The organism is Ruoffia sp. FAM 24228 (assembly GCF_045528575.1).
GTDB classification, from domain to species: Bacteria; Bacillota; Bacilli; order Lactobacillales; family Aerococcaceae; genus Ruoffia; species Ruoffia halotolerans.
The window spans coordinates 1-15,664 of the sequence record NZ_JBGQQZ010000019.1; the positions used below are offsets into that span (position 1 = coordinate 1).

Annotated in this window: 12 protein-coding genes and 1 other annotated feature; all 12 genes read right to left on the reverse strand. The window is 36.7% G+C overall.

Features of this window, described 5'->3' with window-relative positions; genetic code table 11:
* Window positions 1-99: 99 nt before the first annotated feature.
* Window positions 100-903 carry a sensor histidine kinase gene (locus ACEN33_RS04875; RefSeq protein ID WP_407094667.1) on the reverse strand — a complete coding sequence of 268 codons (804 nt, stop codon included), beginning with the start codon at window positions 901-903 and terminating at the stop codon, window positions 100-102.
* 134 nt (window positions 904-1,037) lie between these two features.
* Window positions 1,038-3,830 (reverse strand): isoleucine--tRNA ligase, encoded by a 2,793-nt coding sequence (ileS, locus tag ACEN33_RS04880; protein WP_407089769.1) that lies wholly within the window; start codon window positions 3,828-3,830, stop codon window positions 1,038-1,040.
* Window positions 3,831-3,879: 49 nt separating this feature from the next.
* Window positions 3,880-4,101 (reverse strand) — a binding site (T-box leader).
* A complete protein-coding gene (locus tag ACEN33_RS04885; protein WP_407089768.1) occupies window positions 4,089-4,976 on the reverse strand; it encodes a DivIVA domain-containing protein in 888 nt (295 codons plus the stop codon). Its footprint overlaps the feature before it by 13 nt.
* A gap of 40 nt (window positions 4,977-5,016) precedes the next feature.
* Window positions 5,017-5,799: an RNA-binding protein gene (locus ACEN33_RS04890; protein ID WP_138403640.1), complete on the reverse strand. Its 783-nt coding sequence runs from the start codon at window positions 5,797-5,799 to the stop codon at window positions 5,017-5,019.
* A gap of 16 nt (window positions 5,800-5,815) precedes the next feature.
* Window positions 5,816-6,079: a YggT family protein gene (locus tag ACEN33_RS04895; RefSeq protein WP_197104550.1), complete on the reverse strand. Its 264-nt coding sequence runs from the start codon at window positions 6,077-6,079 to the stop codon at window positions 5,816-5,818.
* Between the two features lie 125 nt (window positions 6,080-6,204).
* On the reverse strand, window positions 6,205-7,506 hold the full coding sequence (ftsZ, locus tag ACEN33_RS04900) for a cell division protein FtsZ (protein WP_407089767.1): 1,302 nt from the start codon (window positions 7,504-7,506) through the stop codon (window positions 6,205-6,207).
* Between the two features lie 29 nt (window positions 7,507-7,535).
* Window positions 7,536-9,089, reverse strand: coding sequence for a cell division protein FtsA (gene ftsA / locus ACEN33_RS04905; RefSeq protein WP_407089766.1), 1,554 nt, complete (start codon window positions 9,087-9,089; stop codon window positions 7,536-7,538).
* A gap of 142 nt (window positions 9,090-9,231) precedes the next feature.
* Window positions 9,232-10,596: a cell division protein FtsQ/DivIB gene (locus tag ACEN33_RS04910; protein WP_407089765.1), complete on the reverse strand. Its 1,365-nt coding sequence runs from the start codon at window positions 10,594-10,596 to the stop codon at window positions 9,232-9,234.
* Window positions 10,597-10,636: 40 nt separating this feature from the next.
* Window positions 10,637-11,749 carry an undecaprenyldiphospho-muramoylpentapeptide beta-N-acetylglucosaminyltransferase gene (murG, locus tag ACEN33_RS04915; protein WP_407089764.1) on the reverse strand — a complete coding sequence of 371 codons (1,113 nt, stop codon included), beginning with the start codon at window positions 11,747-11,749 and terminating at the stop codon, window positions 10,637-10,639.
* 12 nt (window positions 11,750-11,761) lie between these two features.
* Window positions 11,762-13,153, reverse strand: coding sequence for a UDP-N-acetylmuramoyl-L-alanine--D-glutamate ligase (gene murD / locus ACEN33_RS04920; RefSeq protein ID WP_407089763.1), 1,392 nt, complete (start codon window positions 13,151-13,153; stop codon window positions 11,762-11,764).
* Window positions 13,154-13,171: 18 nt separating this feature from the next.
* Window positions 13,172-14,122 (reverse strand): phospho-N-acetylmuramoyl-pentapeptide-transferase, encoded by a 951-nt coding sequence (gene mraY / locus ACEN33_RS04925; RefSeq protein WP_407093472.1) that lies wholly within the window; start codon window positions 14,120-14,122, stop codon window positions 13,172-13,174.
* Window positions 14,123-14,144: 22 nt separating this feature from the next.
* Window positions 14,145-15,650 (reverse strand): UDP-N-acetylmuramoyl-L-alanyl-D-glutamate--2,6-diaminopimelate ligase, encoded by a 1,506-nt coding sequence (locus ACEN33_RS04930; protein ID WP_407089762.1) that lies wholly within the window; start codon window positions 15,648-15,650, stop codon window positions 14,145-14,147.
* Window positions 15,651-15,664: the final 14 nt, after the last annotated feature.

The following is a 15,664-nucleotide window of genomic DNA, read 5'->3' on the forward strand; positions in this document are numbered from 1 at the left end:
GACACGGATTCACCGCGGCTTCCAACAAGCTGAAGCAGAGCTAGAAAAAATGTTTGAAAGATTAACAAATTAATAAATCGATTTTATAGAAGGAGTACTTCATTTACACATAATTATTGACACTCCCGAAATGATGTGGTGCACCTGCTCAATAAAAGCAAACTTTTGATAATGTTTAGGCTTTAATTGGTGAATCACTTGGCGAACATCTGATAAGCCTTCTTTAGTAAAGTGATGTAATTGCTTTAACATAGCTGATGCTTGTGGCATCTTTTCCTCTGTCAATTTCTCAATGGCTGCCAATTGGATGACGATGGTCGATAAAGTATGCCCTACCGTATCATGTAAATCCCTAGAAATTCGGTTCCTCTCATTAAGGGTATGAATTTCCTCCATCGCAATCATTTGTGCCTTTTGCTCTATCAACCGCTCTTCTTGCTCATCTGCTTGAGTGCGAAACTCATAAAGACTAGTTGCTTGTACTTCTAAGCGGGTTGCTTGTTCGGATAAATAACCACATATGATAACGATACTCACTGTGAACATTAAATAATCCACCTGCGGCCAAATCGTGAGCGTTGACCATATAAACCCCGAAACAATCGCCATTAAAGATAATATAAGTACAGTCTTTTTCCGTGAAAATAACTCTCTTAATTCAATTGTTAAAAGTCCTAGCATCAAATATGGAAAGGATGGCAGTAGCCATATATTGATTAAGGCTAAAAGACACAATACAACACTATTTATCTGTTTATATTGCAAACATTCCATATAAAACCAACCTAAATGAAAGCAAATAATCCAAATAAAAAACCAAAAGAAATTACTTTGCCAAAAACTTTCTAAAGGGAAAAATTGCCCCATACTTAAGATTAATAATATATATTTAATCACTTTCATACACTCACCTCATCTTTTACATATTTAAATATAACAGACGCCAAGTATGAATGGTAGATTTTACATAATTTCTAGATAAATAGAAATACCCCACCAGACAAAATCTGTCTAGTGGGGCAATTTAACTACTCTAATTATTCAGCTGCTTCCTCGAAATACTCTGGGAAGTGTGATTCTACGATTGAGAAACAACGGCGACATAATTCTGGTGCCGCCTCAATTGTTCCAACTTCTGGTCTTACCGCACGACAACGGTCACAAGTATGACCTTCTGCCGGCTGAACTTTAACACCAAAGCCGTCATAATCAACCACTGATTCGTCTGCTTCATCAGCTAATTTTAATTCTAAACCAGATACTATTAATAATTGGTCTAAATGATCACTTAAGTCATTCAATTGATCAATTGTCTCTTGATCTGTATAGACAGTTGCTTTTGCTTCAAATGATTTCTTGATTGGGTGTTCTTCATCATTTTTTGCATTTTCTAAACCTTTAGCAACAGCTGACTCCACTTTGAAGAAGACATCCCATTCTTTAACAGTTTCTTTGTCTTGAGAAACGTCTTCGAATTTAGGTAAGTCTTGTAATTGAACAAAACCTTCTGCTCCTGGTAATTCTTTCCAAGCTTCTTCCATAGTATGAAGTAAGATTGGTGATAATAATGGAATTAAACCTTCAAGAACTGTATAAATAACAGTTTGCATTGCACGACGCGCTTTAGATTCTGCCGCTTCAATATAAACGACATCTTTTGCAAAGTCTAAGTAGAACGCTGATAAATCAACAGTAATGAAATTAATTACTTTCTTGAAGATAGTAGAGAATTCATAATTTTCGTAAGCTTTTGTTACTTCATTAACTAAAATACGATATTTAGCAAGAATATATTGATCAACTTTTGCTAAATCACTTTCAGCAATCTTATCTGTTTCAGGATTGAAATCAAATAAGTTTGATAACATAAAGCGCACTGTGTTACGAATCTTACGGTATGATTCAGATACTTGTTTTAAGATGTCTTTAGAGATACGTACATCGTTCTCATAATCCACACTTGAAACCCATAGACGGATGATATCTGCACCTAATTCTTCTGTAATCTCCTCAGGTGTAATAACATTACCGATTGATTTACTCATTTTTTGACCTTTTCCATCCATAACAAATCCTTGAGAAAGAACTGATTTGTACGGTGGGAAACCATTCACAGCTACTGAAGTTGTAAAACTTGAGTTGAACCATCCACGGTATTGGTCTGATCCTTCTAAGTACATATCTGCAGGGAATTTTTGGTCTTCACGAACTTGTAATACCCCAGCATAAGATGTTCCTGAGTCAAACCATACGTCCATAATGTCATTTTCTTTAGTAAATTTACCATTTGGACTATCTGGATGAGTGAATCCTTCAGGTAATAAATCTTTAGGTTCTCTTTCAAACCAAACGTTTGATCCAAACTCTTCAACTAATTTAGCAACGTGTTCAACTGTTTCAGTTGTTAAGATAGGCTCTCCATTTTCTGCATAGAAGATTGGTAATGGCACACCCCATACACGTTGACGAGAAATTACCCAGTCACCACGGTCACGAATCATATTATACATACGACGTTCTCCCGAAGGATGGTACCATTTCACATCATTTTCAACTGAGTTTAATAACTCTTCACGGAATTTATTAATTGATGCAAACCATTGTGGTGTTGCACGATAAATAACAGGTTTCTTAGTACGCCAGTCATGTGGGTAGCTATGTTCAAACTTCTCATCAAACAGTAACGCTCCCGTTTCACGCATCTCTTCAACGATGACTTTATTCCCTTTAAGATAGAACATTCCTTCATATCCAGGTGCTTCATTTGTGAAGTGTCCACGGTCATCAATTGGAGAAAGAACATCTAAGCCATATTTTTGACCAATAATGTAGTCATCTTCCCCGTGTCCAGGTGCTGTATGAACGACACCAGTACCAGCATCTAATTCAACGTGGTCACCTAACATTATTAATGATTCACGGTCATAGAACGGATGTTGTGCAGTTAAACGGTCAAATTGCTCCCCTTTATATTCTGCTTCGATTGAATAATCTTCCCATCCAATTTTCTTAGCAACTGCTTCTAGTAAAGCTTCTGCAACTATAAATTTACGTCCATCTACGTTTACTAAAACATATTTAGCATCTGCTTTCACAGATAATCCTAAGTTTGATGGTAATGTCCATGGTGTCGTTGTCCAGATAACGAACTCAGCATCTGCTGGTACGACATCTTTGCCATCTTTTACTTTGAAAGCAACGAAAATAGAAGGTGACGTAACGTCTTTATATTCAACTTCTGCCTCAGCTAATGTTGATTCACTTGAAGGTGACCAGTAAATTGGTTTTAGTCCTTTATAGATATATCCGCGTTCAGCCATTTGACCAAAGATACGGATTTGTTGAGCTTCATATTCGGGTTTTAAAGTTAAATACGGATTATTCCATTCACCAGTCACACCTAAACGCATAAAGTCTTCTTTTTGATTTTCAACTTGTTTCAATGCATACTCTTCACATAATTTACGGAATTCAGCGACAGACATACTCTTACGGTCTACGCCATCAGCATTAACTAAGGCTTGTTCGATTGGTAAACCATGTGTATCCCAACCAGGAACATAAGGTGAGCTATATCCAGCCATAGAATGGTAACGTACAATAAAGTCTTTAGTTACTTTATTTAATGCATGCCCCATATGTAATTTACCATTCGCATACGGAGGTCCATCATGTAAGATCCATGAAGGACGTCCTTCATTTTTCTCTTGAATTTTCTCGTACATGTCAGCGTCTGCCCATTCTTTTTGTAATTCTACTTCTTTAGTAGGTAAATTTGCGCGCATGGCGAAATCTGTTTTACCTAAATTTAATGTATCTTTTAGTTTCATTATTATCTCCAATCTGATTGATTTATTAAAAATAAAAAACGCCCCCTAAAAAAGGGACGTTATAAACGCGGTACCACCCAAATTAATAAGTTATCTCTAAAGATGACCTATTCACTCTACATGTTAACGCTATTTAAGCGGTTATGATTACTTACTTTCACCATAACAAACACAAAGATGATATTAATCAAAGGAGGGACTGCCAAGCTTTCACCACTCTTGACTCGCTAAAAGTATCCTATGATTAACTTGTTCTTATTAATCTTTTGGTAATTCAATTCTAATTGTTTGTCCTAATACACTTTCACGACGTTGAGCTGCACGTTTTTCGCGTTCAGCTTCAGCTTGTGCTTCTTCATCAATCATCGCTTCTAATTCTGCGTGTCTAGAATCAACTTCTTGCTCTTCTGGCTCAACATTATTTAATAACTCATCAAGATTTAAATCAACTCGTGTCGCTTCAGTATCTTCATGATCAGCTACACCAATAGTTGCCGGATAATCTACTTCTGGAGTAGGTGCTGGCGCGTTTTTGATTTCTTCTTCAACAAAGCGATCATTTGTAATTTCATGCGCTGCATTAAAATCAGCACTGTTCTCTTCTTCAAGTCGATCTACGCGTTGATTTACACGTTGATTTGTTGCTTCATGGAAGTGATCAGGATTAAATTGTGATTCAATCTCTTCATCAAATAATCTATGATACTCTTCACTCGTTACAACTTCAAGTTGTTGGCGAATCATTTGCTCTAATTTAGTGCGGTAAGATTTGCTTGAGCGACGTAATGCATCAGATTCAGTAACAATATTTTTAGCTGTATCAGACGCGTTATTAATCATACGATCCGCTTCTCTTTCAGCTTCGAATAAGATAAGTTCTGCTTCTTTACGAGCGTTTTGTTTCAAGCGATCTGCTGCTTCTTGAGCGACTACAATCGAACTGTTTAATGAGTCTTGCAATTGTGCAAAGTACTCATTTTTTTCTTTTGATGCTGCTAAGTCTTTCTTAAGTTCGTTGTTCTCCGCAATCATCTTTTCAAAGTCCGCAACAATTATATCTAAATAATCATTAACCTGATCTGAGTCATATCCGCGAAACTTCGAATTAAATTCTTTATTTAATATTTCGTTAGGTGTTAATACCATGAATTTACAAATCCTTTCAAATATATTCAAGTTATGTAATTTACTTTAAAAGTACATTGACGTTTAATCGATAATTATCTTTCTTAGTCATACCCTCAATATCATTGATCCAGAAGCGTCCAAACTTACGTAATGAAATGATATCATTGATACCAATCTCAACGTCAGGTCTCTCCATTGGAACGAAATTCACTTTCACATCACCTTGTGAGACTGAATTTTTCGCACGCTGTCTAGAAAAATTATAGACTTTGCTTAATAAAGTGTCAAGCCGTAAAGAGCTAGAAATTACATGCTTTACTTCCCATTGTTCTTGTGAGGTTAATATATCATCAAATGATAACTCTTCCAATTGAACTCCAACATTCGCGATTTTAGTCACTTGAGTTTTCAAATAGTCACTAATTGATGCATCAACGAGTGCATGCCAATTCGTTCCATCTGTAATAATATCCCCAATGCGCTCTCTTTCAATTCCAGTTGAAATAAAAGTTCCAAGAATTCTACCATGCGTTAAATTTCCAAATTTTTCTGGATACTTAATGTTGAATAGAACGATCGTAAAATCTTCATCATTCGGTTCATAATACTGCGGATAAATACAGGCTTGTTTACGTTCCGCACCTTCATAACCACCTCTGAAAATAACTGAAATCTCATCTCGGCTTGCGACAAGTTGTTCAACAATCATCTTCTCTCGCGGGGTTAAAAATACAGTTGTATAAGGCGCATAAGTTAAATCTACTTGATCTATCCAACCGAATACTTTATCAATAAACGGTTGCTCTTCGGGTCGATAATGTTGATATATATCATCTGACATTTAATTCACCACATTTTTAAAATAATATTGCTGCCAATATCCAGATTAAACCATCTCGGATAAATCGTAAAACAAAAATCGCAATAATAACATTGAAACTAATGCCCCCTAATGGCGGGATGAATCGATCAAATATATCCAAATATGGTCGTGCTAATTTAACAATAAATTGTCCTAAGGCACTTTCACGGGCACCTGGTAACCATGATAGTAGTGCGTATACGACTAAAACCAGTGTATATGCCTGAAATAAATTAGAAACTAAGCTCAAAAGGCCCAACTATAACACTCCCTTAAATTCTTATCTTATGAATTATAACATAAATTTTTACTTATTGATAAATAAAAAGAGGAACCAATACTGATTCCTCTATTATTTTGATGCCTTAGCATCCTAACTCTTTATTAACGATGACGTTTACGGAAAAATGGTGGCGTATCTAATTCATCTGAATCATTTACTTCACTTTGACGACTTCCAGATCCATCCGTATTTGGACGTTCAAATTGACGTTTAGGTTTAGAGTCTGCTTCAGTTGTATCAACGTCACGTGTGTTTGTTTCTCTATTTATGTCCCAATCACTGAATAAATCACGCTTTTGTTGACGACGTGGTGTTGGTTCGTTTGATTGGCTTGGTGAATCTGGTTGTTGTAGACTTTGAGCTGGTTGAGTTGATTCTGCTGAAGATGACGGTGTATTGAATGAGCGTCTTGGTGGTGTGCTCATTTTATTACGATCAGTCTTCTCATTCTCAATACCAGTTGCGATTACAGTAACAATAACTTCGTCACCTAAATCATTATTGATTGACGTACCGAAGATAATGTTTACATCACCACTTGATGCATTGGCAACAATATCACTTGCATCTTGTGCTTCGAACAAGCTTAAGTCTTCTCCACCTGTAATGTTTAATAAGATTTGTTCTGCACCATCAATAGATACTTCTAATAATGGTGATGAGATAGCTTTCTTAGTTGCTTCAGCCGTACGGTTCTCACCTGAAGATTGGCCTACACCCATTAATGCAGTTCCTTGATCCTTCATTACAGTTTTCACGTCAGCAAAGTCTAAGTTTACGTAACCTGGTGCTGTAATTAAATCAGAGATACCTTGTACACCTTGACGTAAAACATTATCTGCTTCACTGAATGCTTCTAACATTGGAGTTTTACGGTCTACAATTTCTAATAAACGGTTGTTTGAGATAATTACTAATGTATCAACCGCGTCTTTTAAGTTTTTCAATCCTTCAGCTGCAAAGCGTCCACGTTTTGGTCCTTCAAAAGTAAATGGACGCGTTACAACACCTACAGTTAAAGCGCCTAAGTCTTTAGCAATCTTAGCCACGACCGGTGCAGCACCAGTACCAGTACCTCCACCCATACCAGCAGTAACAAACACTAAGTCTGCTCCTTCTAGTACTTCGCGAATTTGCTCTTCACTTTCTTCAGCTGCTTTAAGTCCAATTTCAGGTAATGAACCTGCACCTAACCCTTTAGTTACTTTTGGGCCTAATTGGATTTTGATTTCAGCATCTGAACCTTGTAATGCTTGAGTATCCGTATTTGCAACAATGAATTCAACACCTTGAACTTCATCTTTAATCATACGATTAACGGCATTTCCACCTGCACCACCTACACCAATTACTTTAATTACTGCGCCTTCATATCCCATTGTTGAATCGAATGATAATTCCATTTATATTCCTCCTGTTTATCTATCAAGTCTTAATCAAAAAATGTTTGGAAAAAGTCACGGACTTTTGCCGTTATGCCATTCCCATTACTTTGATCAGTAACAGGCTCTGAATAGTTATTCGCTTCTTCATCTTGCGAATAGTCATCATAGTATGCCGCATCTTCATAACGATAGTCGTCATCAAATGAATTATATTGTTGATAATCATCTTGTTGATTTGAACTAGGCATAGTGTCTGGCATCGTGCGTTGGTCGTTTGCCATTTGGTTTGTCTCGTTAGCTGGTTGACGACGTTGACCGCCGAACAAGTCACCTGATTGTTGACCTCGTGCCGCTTGCCCTTGGTTACGGCCACTAGATGGTGCCGGACGTCTTTGTCCACCTTGTGGCGGCATAGATTGTCTTGGGGCAGCTTGTGAAGGAACTGCAAAAGTTCCTTGAGCAATTCGATGCACATCATCAAGATTTGCAGCATATTCGATCATTCCAAGGCTTGTTGTATAGATTGGATTACGCATTCCCATTTCTTCAGGAATAAATAAGCGAACTTTGCTTCCAAAGTATCGTTTAGCCAAATCTAAGACCCCTGGTAAAGACACAGCTCCACCTGTCAGGACATACCCTCCAGGTAAATCAAGTCCATCGACACGATTCAATTCTTCATATAATGTTTCAAAGATTTGCACTAAACGCGCTTCGATGATTTCAGCAAGATAATGTTCATCTACCCGGACAGGTTCTTTCTTTCCAACTGTTTCAACTGGGAAGTACTCATCGTCAGTAGTTTGACTTGCGATAGCAAAGCCATATTCACGTTTGATTCGTTCAGCAGAATCAAGTGACGTGTTTAGAATAACTGAGATATCTTTTGTAACGAAATCTCCACCCTCTTGATCCACGAATGAATATTTCATTTGGCCGTCGTACATAATTGATGCACTTGATTGGCCACCACCCATATCAACAACCACTGTTCCGAACTCTCGCTCATCTGCTGATAAGGCTACGGATGCAATTGCTTCTGGTTGAACGACAAGTTCACTGATTGATAAACCTGCTTTTTGAACACAGCGTCGAATATTATGGATGATTGTTCTAGGTCCAGTAATTAAGCGCGCATAAAGTTCTAGGCGAACCCCGATCATTCCTCTTGGATCTTTAATTCCATTGAATCCATCGACGATAAATTCTTCAGGAATAATTGAAATAATCTCTCTTTCAGGAGGAACTGAACGAACTTTAGCTGCATTGATTACATTCTCAACGTCTAGGGCTGTTATTTCTCTATTATCGCTGGCAACAGCAATCATACCGTGGCAATCTTCTACCATAATTTGATTACTTGGAACACCAACGATCACTTCGTTAATTTTTACATTTGCTTTGCGTTCTGCTTGAGAAATGGCTCTTTGAATCGAGTTGACTGTATCATCTATATCGACGATAACCCCACGACTCAATCCACGTGATTTTTCATTTCCCACACCGATAATATTAATATTTCCATTAATATACTCAGCGACAACGACTTTAATTGAGGTCGTACCAATATCTAAACTAACAAAAATTTCTTGATTTCTCATTTAGGTATTAACCCCCTTCTGGCTAATTATTTTTCTATATTTTGTTTAATTTTCTTCAATTTCACATTACCTATATTAGCACAAACTTCATTTTAATAGAAGAAAAAAAGATAAATGTAAAAATAATTACATATAACTTATCTTAATTATTATCAAGTTTGACACTATTAGCAGAATTTTCTGCTGGTGTGAAGTATGCACCGACTTCAAAATTAATCACTCCGGTTTGCCCGTCTAATTGTCTTATAATATCCGGATAATATTGTACTTTTTGAGCAAAAGTCGAAATTATGGCATTTATGGTATTTCCATCTTCCATTTCAACAACTATGGCGTTCGGTTTATTTTCGTCATCAGCGGAAGTAACGGTCTCCATCATAGCTAATATATTTGGATCAATTTGACGTAAACCTTGTGCAACTTCCGTCAGTTTACCACTTGTATCGAAGCCGATTAATTCTGGTAATGCTTCATTGGCTATATTTGCTAATTCTTGGTTTCCGGATACATTCAGAATCTCACCGTTATTCAAGACTGGATGGTAACCATCTTGGTTAATTAACCCCACAAGGTCATGTTCGACGACATTAATTTCTAATTGTTTCCAATCAGGTCGATTAAATACGACACTTTCAATTAAAGGATTTTCCTCTTTAATTGTCGCTTCAATCTCTTGTCTTTGGCTCATTACTTCATCTACTTCATCGAATTTATATATTCGAGACGATCCTTTTACAAACGTTTTCGGAACAAGCTCGGTTCCCGTGACGACTAAATTATTCACTTTATTAAACGGCATTAATTTCCAACCCGTCACTAGCATTGTTAGGTATATTAATGCAAAAACCGCAAATAGTACAGTCTTACCCTCTGGCAGGGTCGCATTAGAACTCTTGTTCATCTGTCTATTGACCTTTTGGTGCAAGTTATAATACCAATTGGTTCGACTACCTTGAGGTTGGTTTCTTCGAGAAGGTTTATTGCCAGAGTAATTTCGATTAAAGTTCTGATTTCTGTTCAGATTTTGATTTCGCCTTTGATTCAAATTCTGATTTTGCTGTCTAGTTGCTCTCTCACGAGTGTTTGATTGGGGTTCGTCAAAGTTTCGACTATTTGGTTGATTCGCACGACTATTAGATTCATTCTGATCGCGTCTGTACTCATCCATTTGATATACTCGTCGCTGTTGAACAGGACCTGACTGAGGAGGTATCGGATGAATAACTTGATTCGGTTGATACTGTTCTTCTCGGTTCCGGTTCCCTTCAGCTTGTGTATGTTGAGTCCGACTGAAATAATCTTGCTCAAGTTCATCGCGATTTGTTATGCCGCTTTGCTTTGGTATAATCGGATTTCCATTACTATCGATGCGATAGTTTCCACGAATCGGTTGAGATGGTTCGTTTACCGGTCTAGATTGCCTTGTTTCAGGACTGTTTGATTTCCGATTATTTGGCGTATTTTGAGGCCCTGTTCGATAATTTCCTCGCCGCTCATTATTACTCATAGCTTTCACCTCCTCGAAAATATTTAGTCTTAATTATTTATTAAATAGATTCAACTAATTTAATAATATCATCTATTGCATGTGGCGTACCTAATTTTTTAGCATTTTCTGCCATTTCATTTAATGCTGTTTGATCTAGTATCATTCGGTCAATCGTATGAACTAATTGACTTGAGTCAAGTTGACTTTCTTTTATCATTTCAGCAGCCTGATTATTCACTAATGCTATGGCATTCATCTCTTGATGATTATTCGTAACATATGGACTAGGAATTAAAATACTAGGAAGTCCAAGTGTTGTCAATTCTGCTAAGGTCGTTGCACCACTTCTGCAAACGACTAGATCAATTCTTTGAAATAGTGCTGGCATGTTATCAATGTATGGAACTATTTTAACATTATTAGGTATTTTAATCTGGTTGTCTTCTATATAATTCATCCATTCTGAATGATGAACTGAACCTGTCCCAATAATTACCTGGTACTCTTTCTTAGCAAAGTCTTCGATGGATTCTACAGCTGCTTTATTAATAGCTGGCGCACCACGACTACCTCCAAATATTAGTACCGTTGGTAATTGATCATTAAAGCCATAATTTTTTGATAGAATATGCTCATCTTTAGCATAGTTTGTTACTTCTTGTCCTCTTGGGTTTCCAGTAAATGCCACTTTTTGACTGACTTTTGCAAAGTCATTCTCAACTTCATAAAAAGACGTCGCAACTTTATCTACAAAGCGACTTAAGAATTTATTAGTTACTCCTGCGACACTATTTTGTTCATGAATCAGTGTCGGAATACCTAATTGAGTTGCCCCATAAAGGACAGGTGCACATACGAAACCGCCAGTTCCAATGACTAATTCAGGTTGAAATTCTTTGATTAATTTCTTCGCTTTTTGTGTGCTCGTTAACATTTGCCAAGCGACTTTAATATTATCTAGCGATAAACTGCGTTTTAAACCAGATATTTCAATGGATTTAAAGTCAATATTCGCTTTTGGAACAATACTTGCTTCGAGACCTTTGTCTGTACCGATGTATAAACATTCTAAGTCCGGATTGAGTTCTTTCATTCGATTATAGATTGCAAGAGCTGGATAAATATGTCCCCCAGTCCCTCCACCAGATAAGATGATTCGATTGATTTTCATAATATGATACTCCTATTCATCCGTATATGGTTCTTCTAGTAATAATTGTTCAATGGTATCGATATAAACGTCACCACGAATTTCAAAGTTTTGATATTGATCCCAGCTCGCACAGCTTGGTGATAATAAGACGACTTCACCTTGTCTTGCTTCACGGTAAGCTTTTGATGTAGCTTCTACTAAATCATCAAAAATTTCAATCGAGTTAACGCCCGCAGCTTTAAAGGCTTTTGCCATTTTGTCTTTGGTTTCACCGTAAAGATAAGCTCCTGATACGTTCTTAAGAAAGGGTATTAACTCATCAAATTCATTACCACGATCTAAGCCACCACCAATAAATCGAATGGGTTGCTTGAAACTATTTAAAGCAGTAATCGTAGCGGTAATATTGGTAGCTTTTGAATCATTGTAGAAACTTCGTCCACTGACATTAGCTACCGGCTGAATTCTATGACGCATCCCTTTGTACTCTCTGACTATGTTAGAAATTTCTTGGTTCGAAATGCCTTTTATTTTTGCAACTGCCACAGCCGCTAGGACATTCTCGACATTATGGCTACCAGGAATTTGAATATCTGATAATGGTATAATTTGCTCTTCTTTAAAGTATATCCATTCACCTTCAACATAAGCACCATGCGATCGGACAAACTCATCGATTATTTCAATTGAGAATGGAATAAGTTGCCCTTTAAATTCTTTAACCCAATGATGTAATTCAGCATTATCATAACGATATACGATTTGGTCATCCTGTGTTTGATTGGCTAAAATCTTTAATTTGGCTTTGGCATATTCTTCACGTGTACGATGATAGTCCAAATGAGCTTCATAAATATTGGTAATGACCGCAATTTCAGCGTGAAATTGTTCAGTTCCAGCTAATTGGAAACTAGATAATTCCATGACGATGTCATCATCTTTTGTCGCTTGATCAATAACATCTAAAGTTGGGATGCCAATATTTCCAGCAAGGTAAGCATTCCCTTTTTCTCTTTCAGTTAATAATTCTCTCAGTAAACTTGTTGTCGTTGTTTTACCATTACTACCTGTAATACCTATGATCGATGCCTTACTAAATCTTGAAGCAAGCTCAACATCTGTATAAATTGGGATGTTTTTTTCAATCGCTTTTTGTAAAAAAGGAATTGAATAAGGAATCCCGGGGTTTTTGATAATCATATCAAAATACTTATCAAAGAGTTCTAAAGGATGCCCACCATCGACGATTTGGACGCCATCTTCTAAAAGCAAAGTAACCGACGGGTCTTGTGATAGATCCCCTCGGTCATTAATCGTTACATTTGCTTGTTGTTTAACTAGGAACTCAGCTACACTTTTCCCTGTTCTTGCGTAGCCTAACACTAGTATTTCTTTGTCTGATAAATTCTCGTTCGTTCCCATTCTAAAAATCGCTCCCTATTAAAAGATAAATAATGCAATCAATGCACTAATTAATCCGACAGCCCAAAATACATTTACCACTTTTGATTCACTCCAACCAAGCATTTCGAAATGGTGGTGAATTGGTGCCATCTTAAATATTCTTTTTCCTCGAGTCTTGAAGGATAATACTTGAAGCATAACACTTACTGTTTCAACTACAAAGACAAAACCAATAATTAATAAACTCCATGGATTATTAAGTACGGATGACATCACTGCCAGTCCTGCTCCTAAGGCAAGTGAACCAACGTCCCCCATAAAAATCTTCGCTGGTTTACGATTAAAGATTAAAAATCCAACTAACGATCCAACTACAATCAATGAAGCTGTTGCTACAGTTGAGTTCCCTTCAGCTGCGGCGATAAAGTAATACGCGCCATACGCAATAATATTTAAGCCGGTCGCTAAACCATCTAAACCGTCCGTTAAATTCACTGCATTTGAAAAGCCAGTAATCCAGATAAACATGAATAATCCTACTAACAGAATGTTAGAGATTTCAAAACCAAAAAATGGTATGAAAATATGTTGATTTGTTACCATGGCAATTAATGCAATAACAAAAGCAAATAATAATTGTGTTAAAAACTTCTGTTTAGCAGTTAACCCTTCATTTCTTTTTTTGAAAATACTTATAAAATCATCAATAAAACCAATGGCTCCAAATAATAAGAACGCTAGCCAAATCATCCAGAACTCACCTGAGTAAGACGTTTGGATAAAGCCAAAGATTAACATCGCAAATAAAATAGCTAGGATAAATACTGTTCCTCCCATAGTTGGTGTCCCAGTTTTTACTTCATGCCATAATGGGCCATCTTCCCGTGTTGTTTGACCTAGTTTCTTTTTATTAAAGTATTGGATGAAAAAAGGCATCGCAATGACTGTTAATAAAAAACTAGTCACGATTGGTAAGATAATATTCAATTTTTCGTTCACTCCTTAGTTTTTATAACTGTTTACGATGGATAGCATCAATAACTGTTTGCACTTCATCGTAAGGTATATTGTCGTTTCCAATGACTTGGTAAGGTTCTCCACCTTTACCCGCGAATAAGACAATATCATTTTTTTGAGCAATGTCAATGGCTTGTTGTACTGCTACTACTCTATCTTTTATAATTGAATAAGGTTTATTATCATTATGATGTAAACCAATCATTTCATTGACAATTTTTTCTACTGGCTCAAACCTTGGATTGTCAGCAGTGAATACAATTTCATCCGCATACTTAAATAAGATATCTCCTAATGGTTTCCGCATCCCACTATCGCGGTTTCCGCCACTATGTCCCATCAAGGCAATGAGTTTTTGATCATCTGTTTTATGTTCAATGAGTTCTTGCATTACTCGTTCAAGTGCATCGGGTGAATGTGCAAAGTCAACAATCACTTCGAAATCTTGTCCTTCATCAACAACTTGCATACGTCCAGTGACACCAGTAAAATCTTGAGTCGCTTTCAGAATATCATCTATTGTATATTGGTAATATTTACTCAATGTTAAAAATGCTGCCAAATAATTCGAAACGTTGTAAGATCCACGCATCGGTATTTCTACTGTAAATGACTCTTTTTTGTAATCAATAATAAATTCAGTCTTACCATTTTTCTCAGTAATTGAATGTGCATAAGCTGTAGCTTGAGGATGCTCTAAACTATATGTCACAATATCGGCACTAGTTACTTCTGCCATCGTCGTATGGTATGGATCATCCATATTTAATATTGCAAGTCTTGGTCGGTCATTATGGAAACTTTGTCCTAAATGACTAAACAAAAGACTTTTCGCATTTGCATAACCTTCCATAGTTGAATGGAAGTCCAAATGTTCTCGTGTTAAATTCGTAAAGATGGCACAATCAATATCAGTAAACGATAAGCGTCCTAAAGCTAATGCGTGAGAAGACGCCTCAATGATAGCATCTTCACAGCCTGTTTCAACCATTTCATTGAATAATCTCTGCATCTCTAAAGCATTCGGTGTTGTATTTACTGCAGGATAATATTTGTCCCCTACTTTATAATGCAAGGTTCCAATCACACCTGTCTTACGATCGAGACTTTCGAGTAATTGACTAATCATATTACTCGTTGTTGTCTTCCCATTAGTCCCAGTTACCGCAACAACATTTAGCTTTGTTGACGGTTCATTGTAATATTGGTTTGCAAGTATCGCTTGAGTACGGAAAGTTGATGTTACTTGCACGATGGTTGCATCAAGTTGCTCTGGCTCTTGGGGCAAATCTTCAACAATGATTAATTTTGCTCCCTTGTTAATTACGTCTTCAATCGCTTGATGCCCATCAAAGTTCTCGCCTTTGATAGCAATAAAGCATGAATTATTTTCTACTTTACGCGTATCATTTACTAAACTAGACACTTCAGTTTCTAAATACTGCGTATTAATTATATGTGCATCATATAATACGTTTATTAATTCTTTTTGTTCCATCGTAGTCCTACTTT

Coding starts and splice junctions, on each gene's coding strand:
- ACEN33_RS04875 (WP_407094667.1), bottom strand. CDS start 903: ATGAAAGTGATTAAATATATATTATTAATCTTAAGTATGGGGCAATTT.
- ileS (WP_407089769.1), bottom strand. CDS start 3,830: ATGAAACTAAAAGATACATTAAATTTAGGTAAAACAGATTTCGCCATG.
- ACEN33_RS04885 (WP_407089768.1), bottom strand. CDS start 4,976: ATGGTATTAACACCTAACGAAATATTAAATAAAGAATTTAATTCGAAG.
- ACEN33_RS04890 (WP_138403640.1), bottom strand. CDS start 5,799: ATGTCAGATGATATATATCAACATTATCGACCCGAAGAGCAACCGTTT.
- ftsZ (WP_407089767.1), bottom strand. CDS start 7,506: ATGGAATTATCATTCGATTCAACAATGGGATATGAAGGCGCAGTAATT.
- ftsA (WP_407089766.1), bottom strand. CDS start 9,089: ATGAGAAATCAAGAAATTTTTGTTAGTTTAGATATTGGTACGACCTCA.
- ACEN33_RS04910 (WP_407089765.1), bottom strand. CDS start 10,596: ATGAGTAATAATGAGCGGCGAGGAAATTATCGAACAGGGCCTCAAAAT.
- murG (WP_407089764.1), bottom strand. CDS start 11,749: ATGAAAATCAATCGAATCATCTTATCTGGTGGAGGGACTGGGGGACAT.
- murD (WP_407089763.1), bottom strand. CDS start 13,153: ATGGGAACGAACGAGAATTTATCAGACAAAGAAATACTAGTGTTAGGC.
- ACEN33_RS04930 (WP_407089762.1), bottom strand. CDS start 15,650: ATGGAACAAAAAGAATTAATAAACGTATTATATGATGCACATATAATT.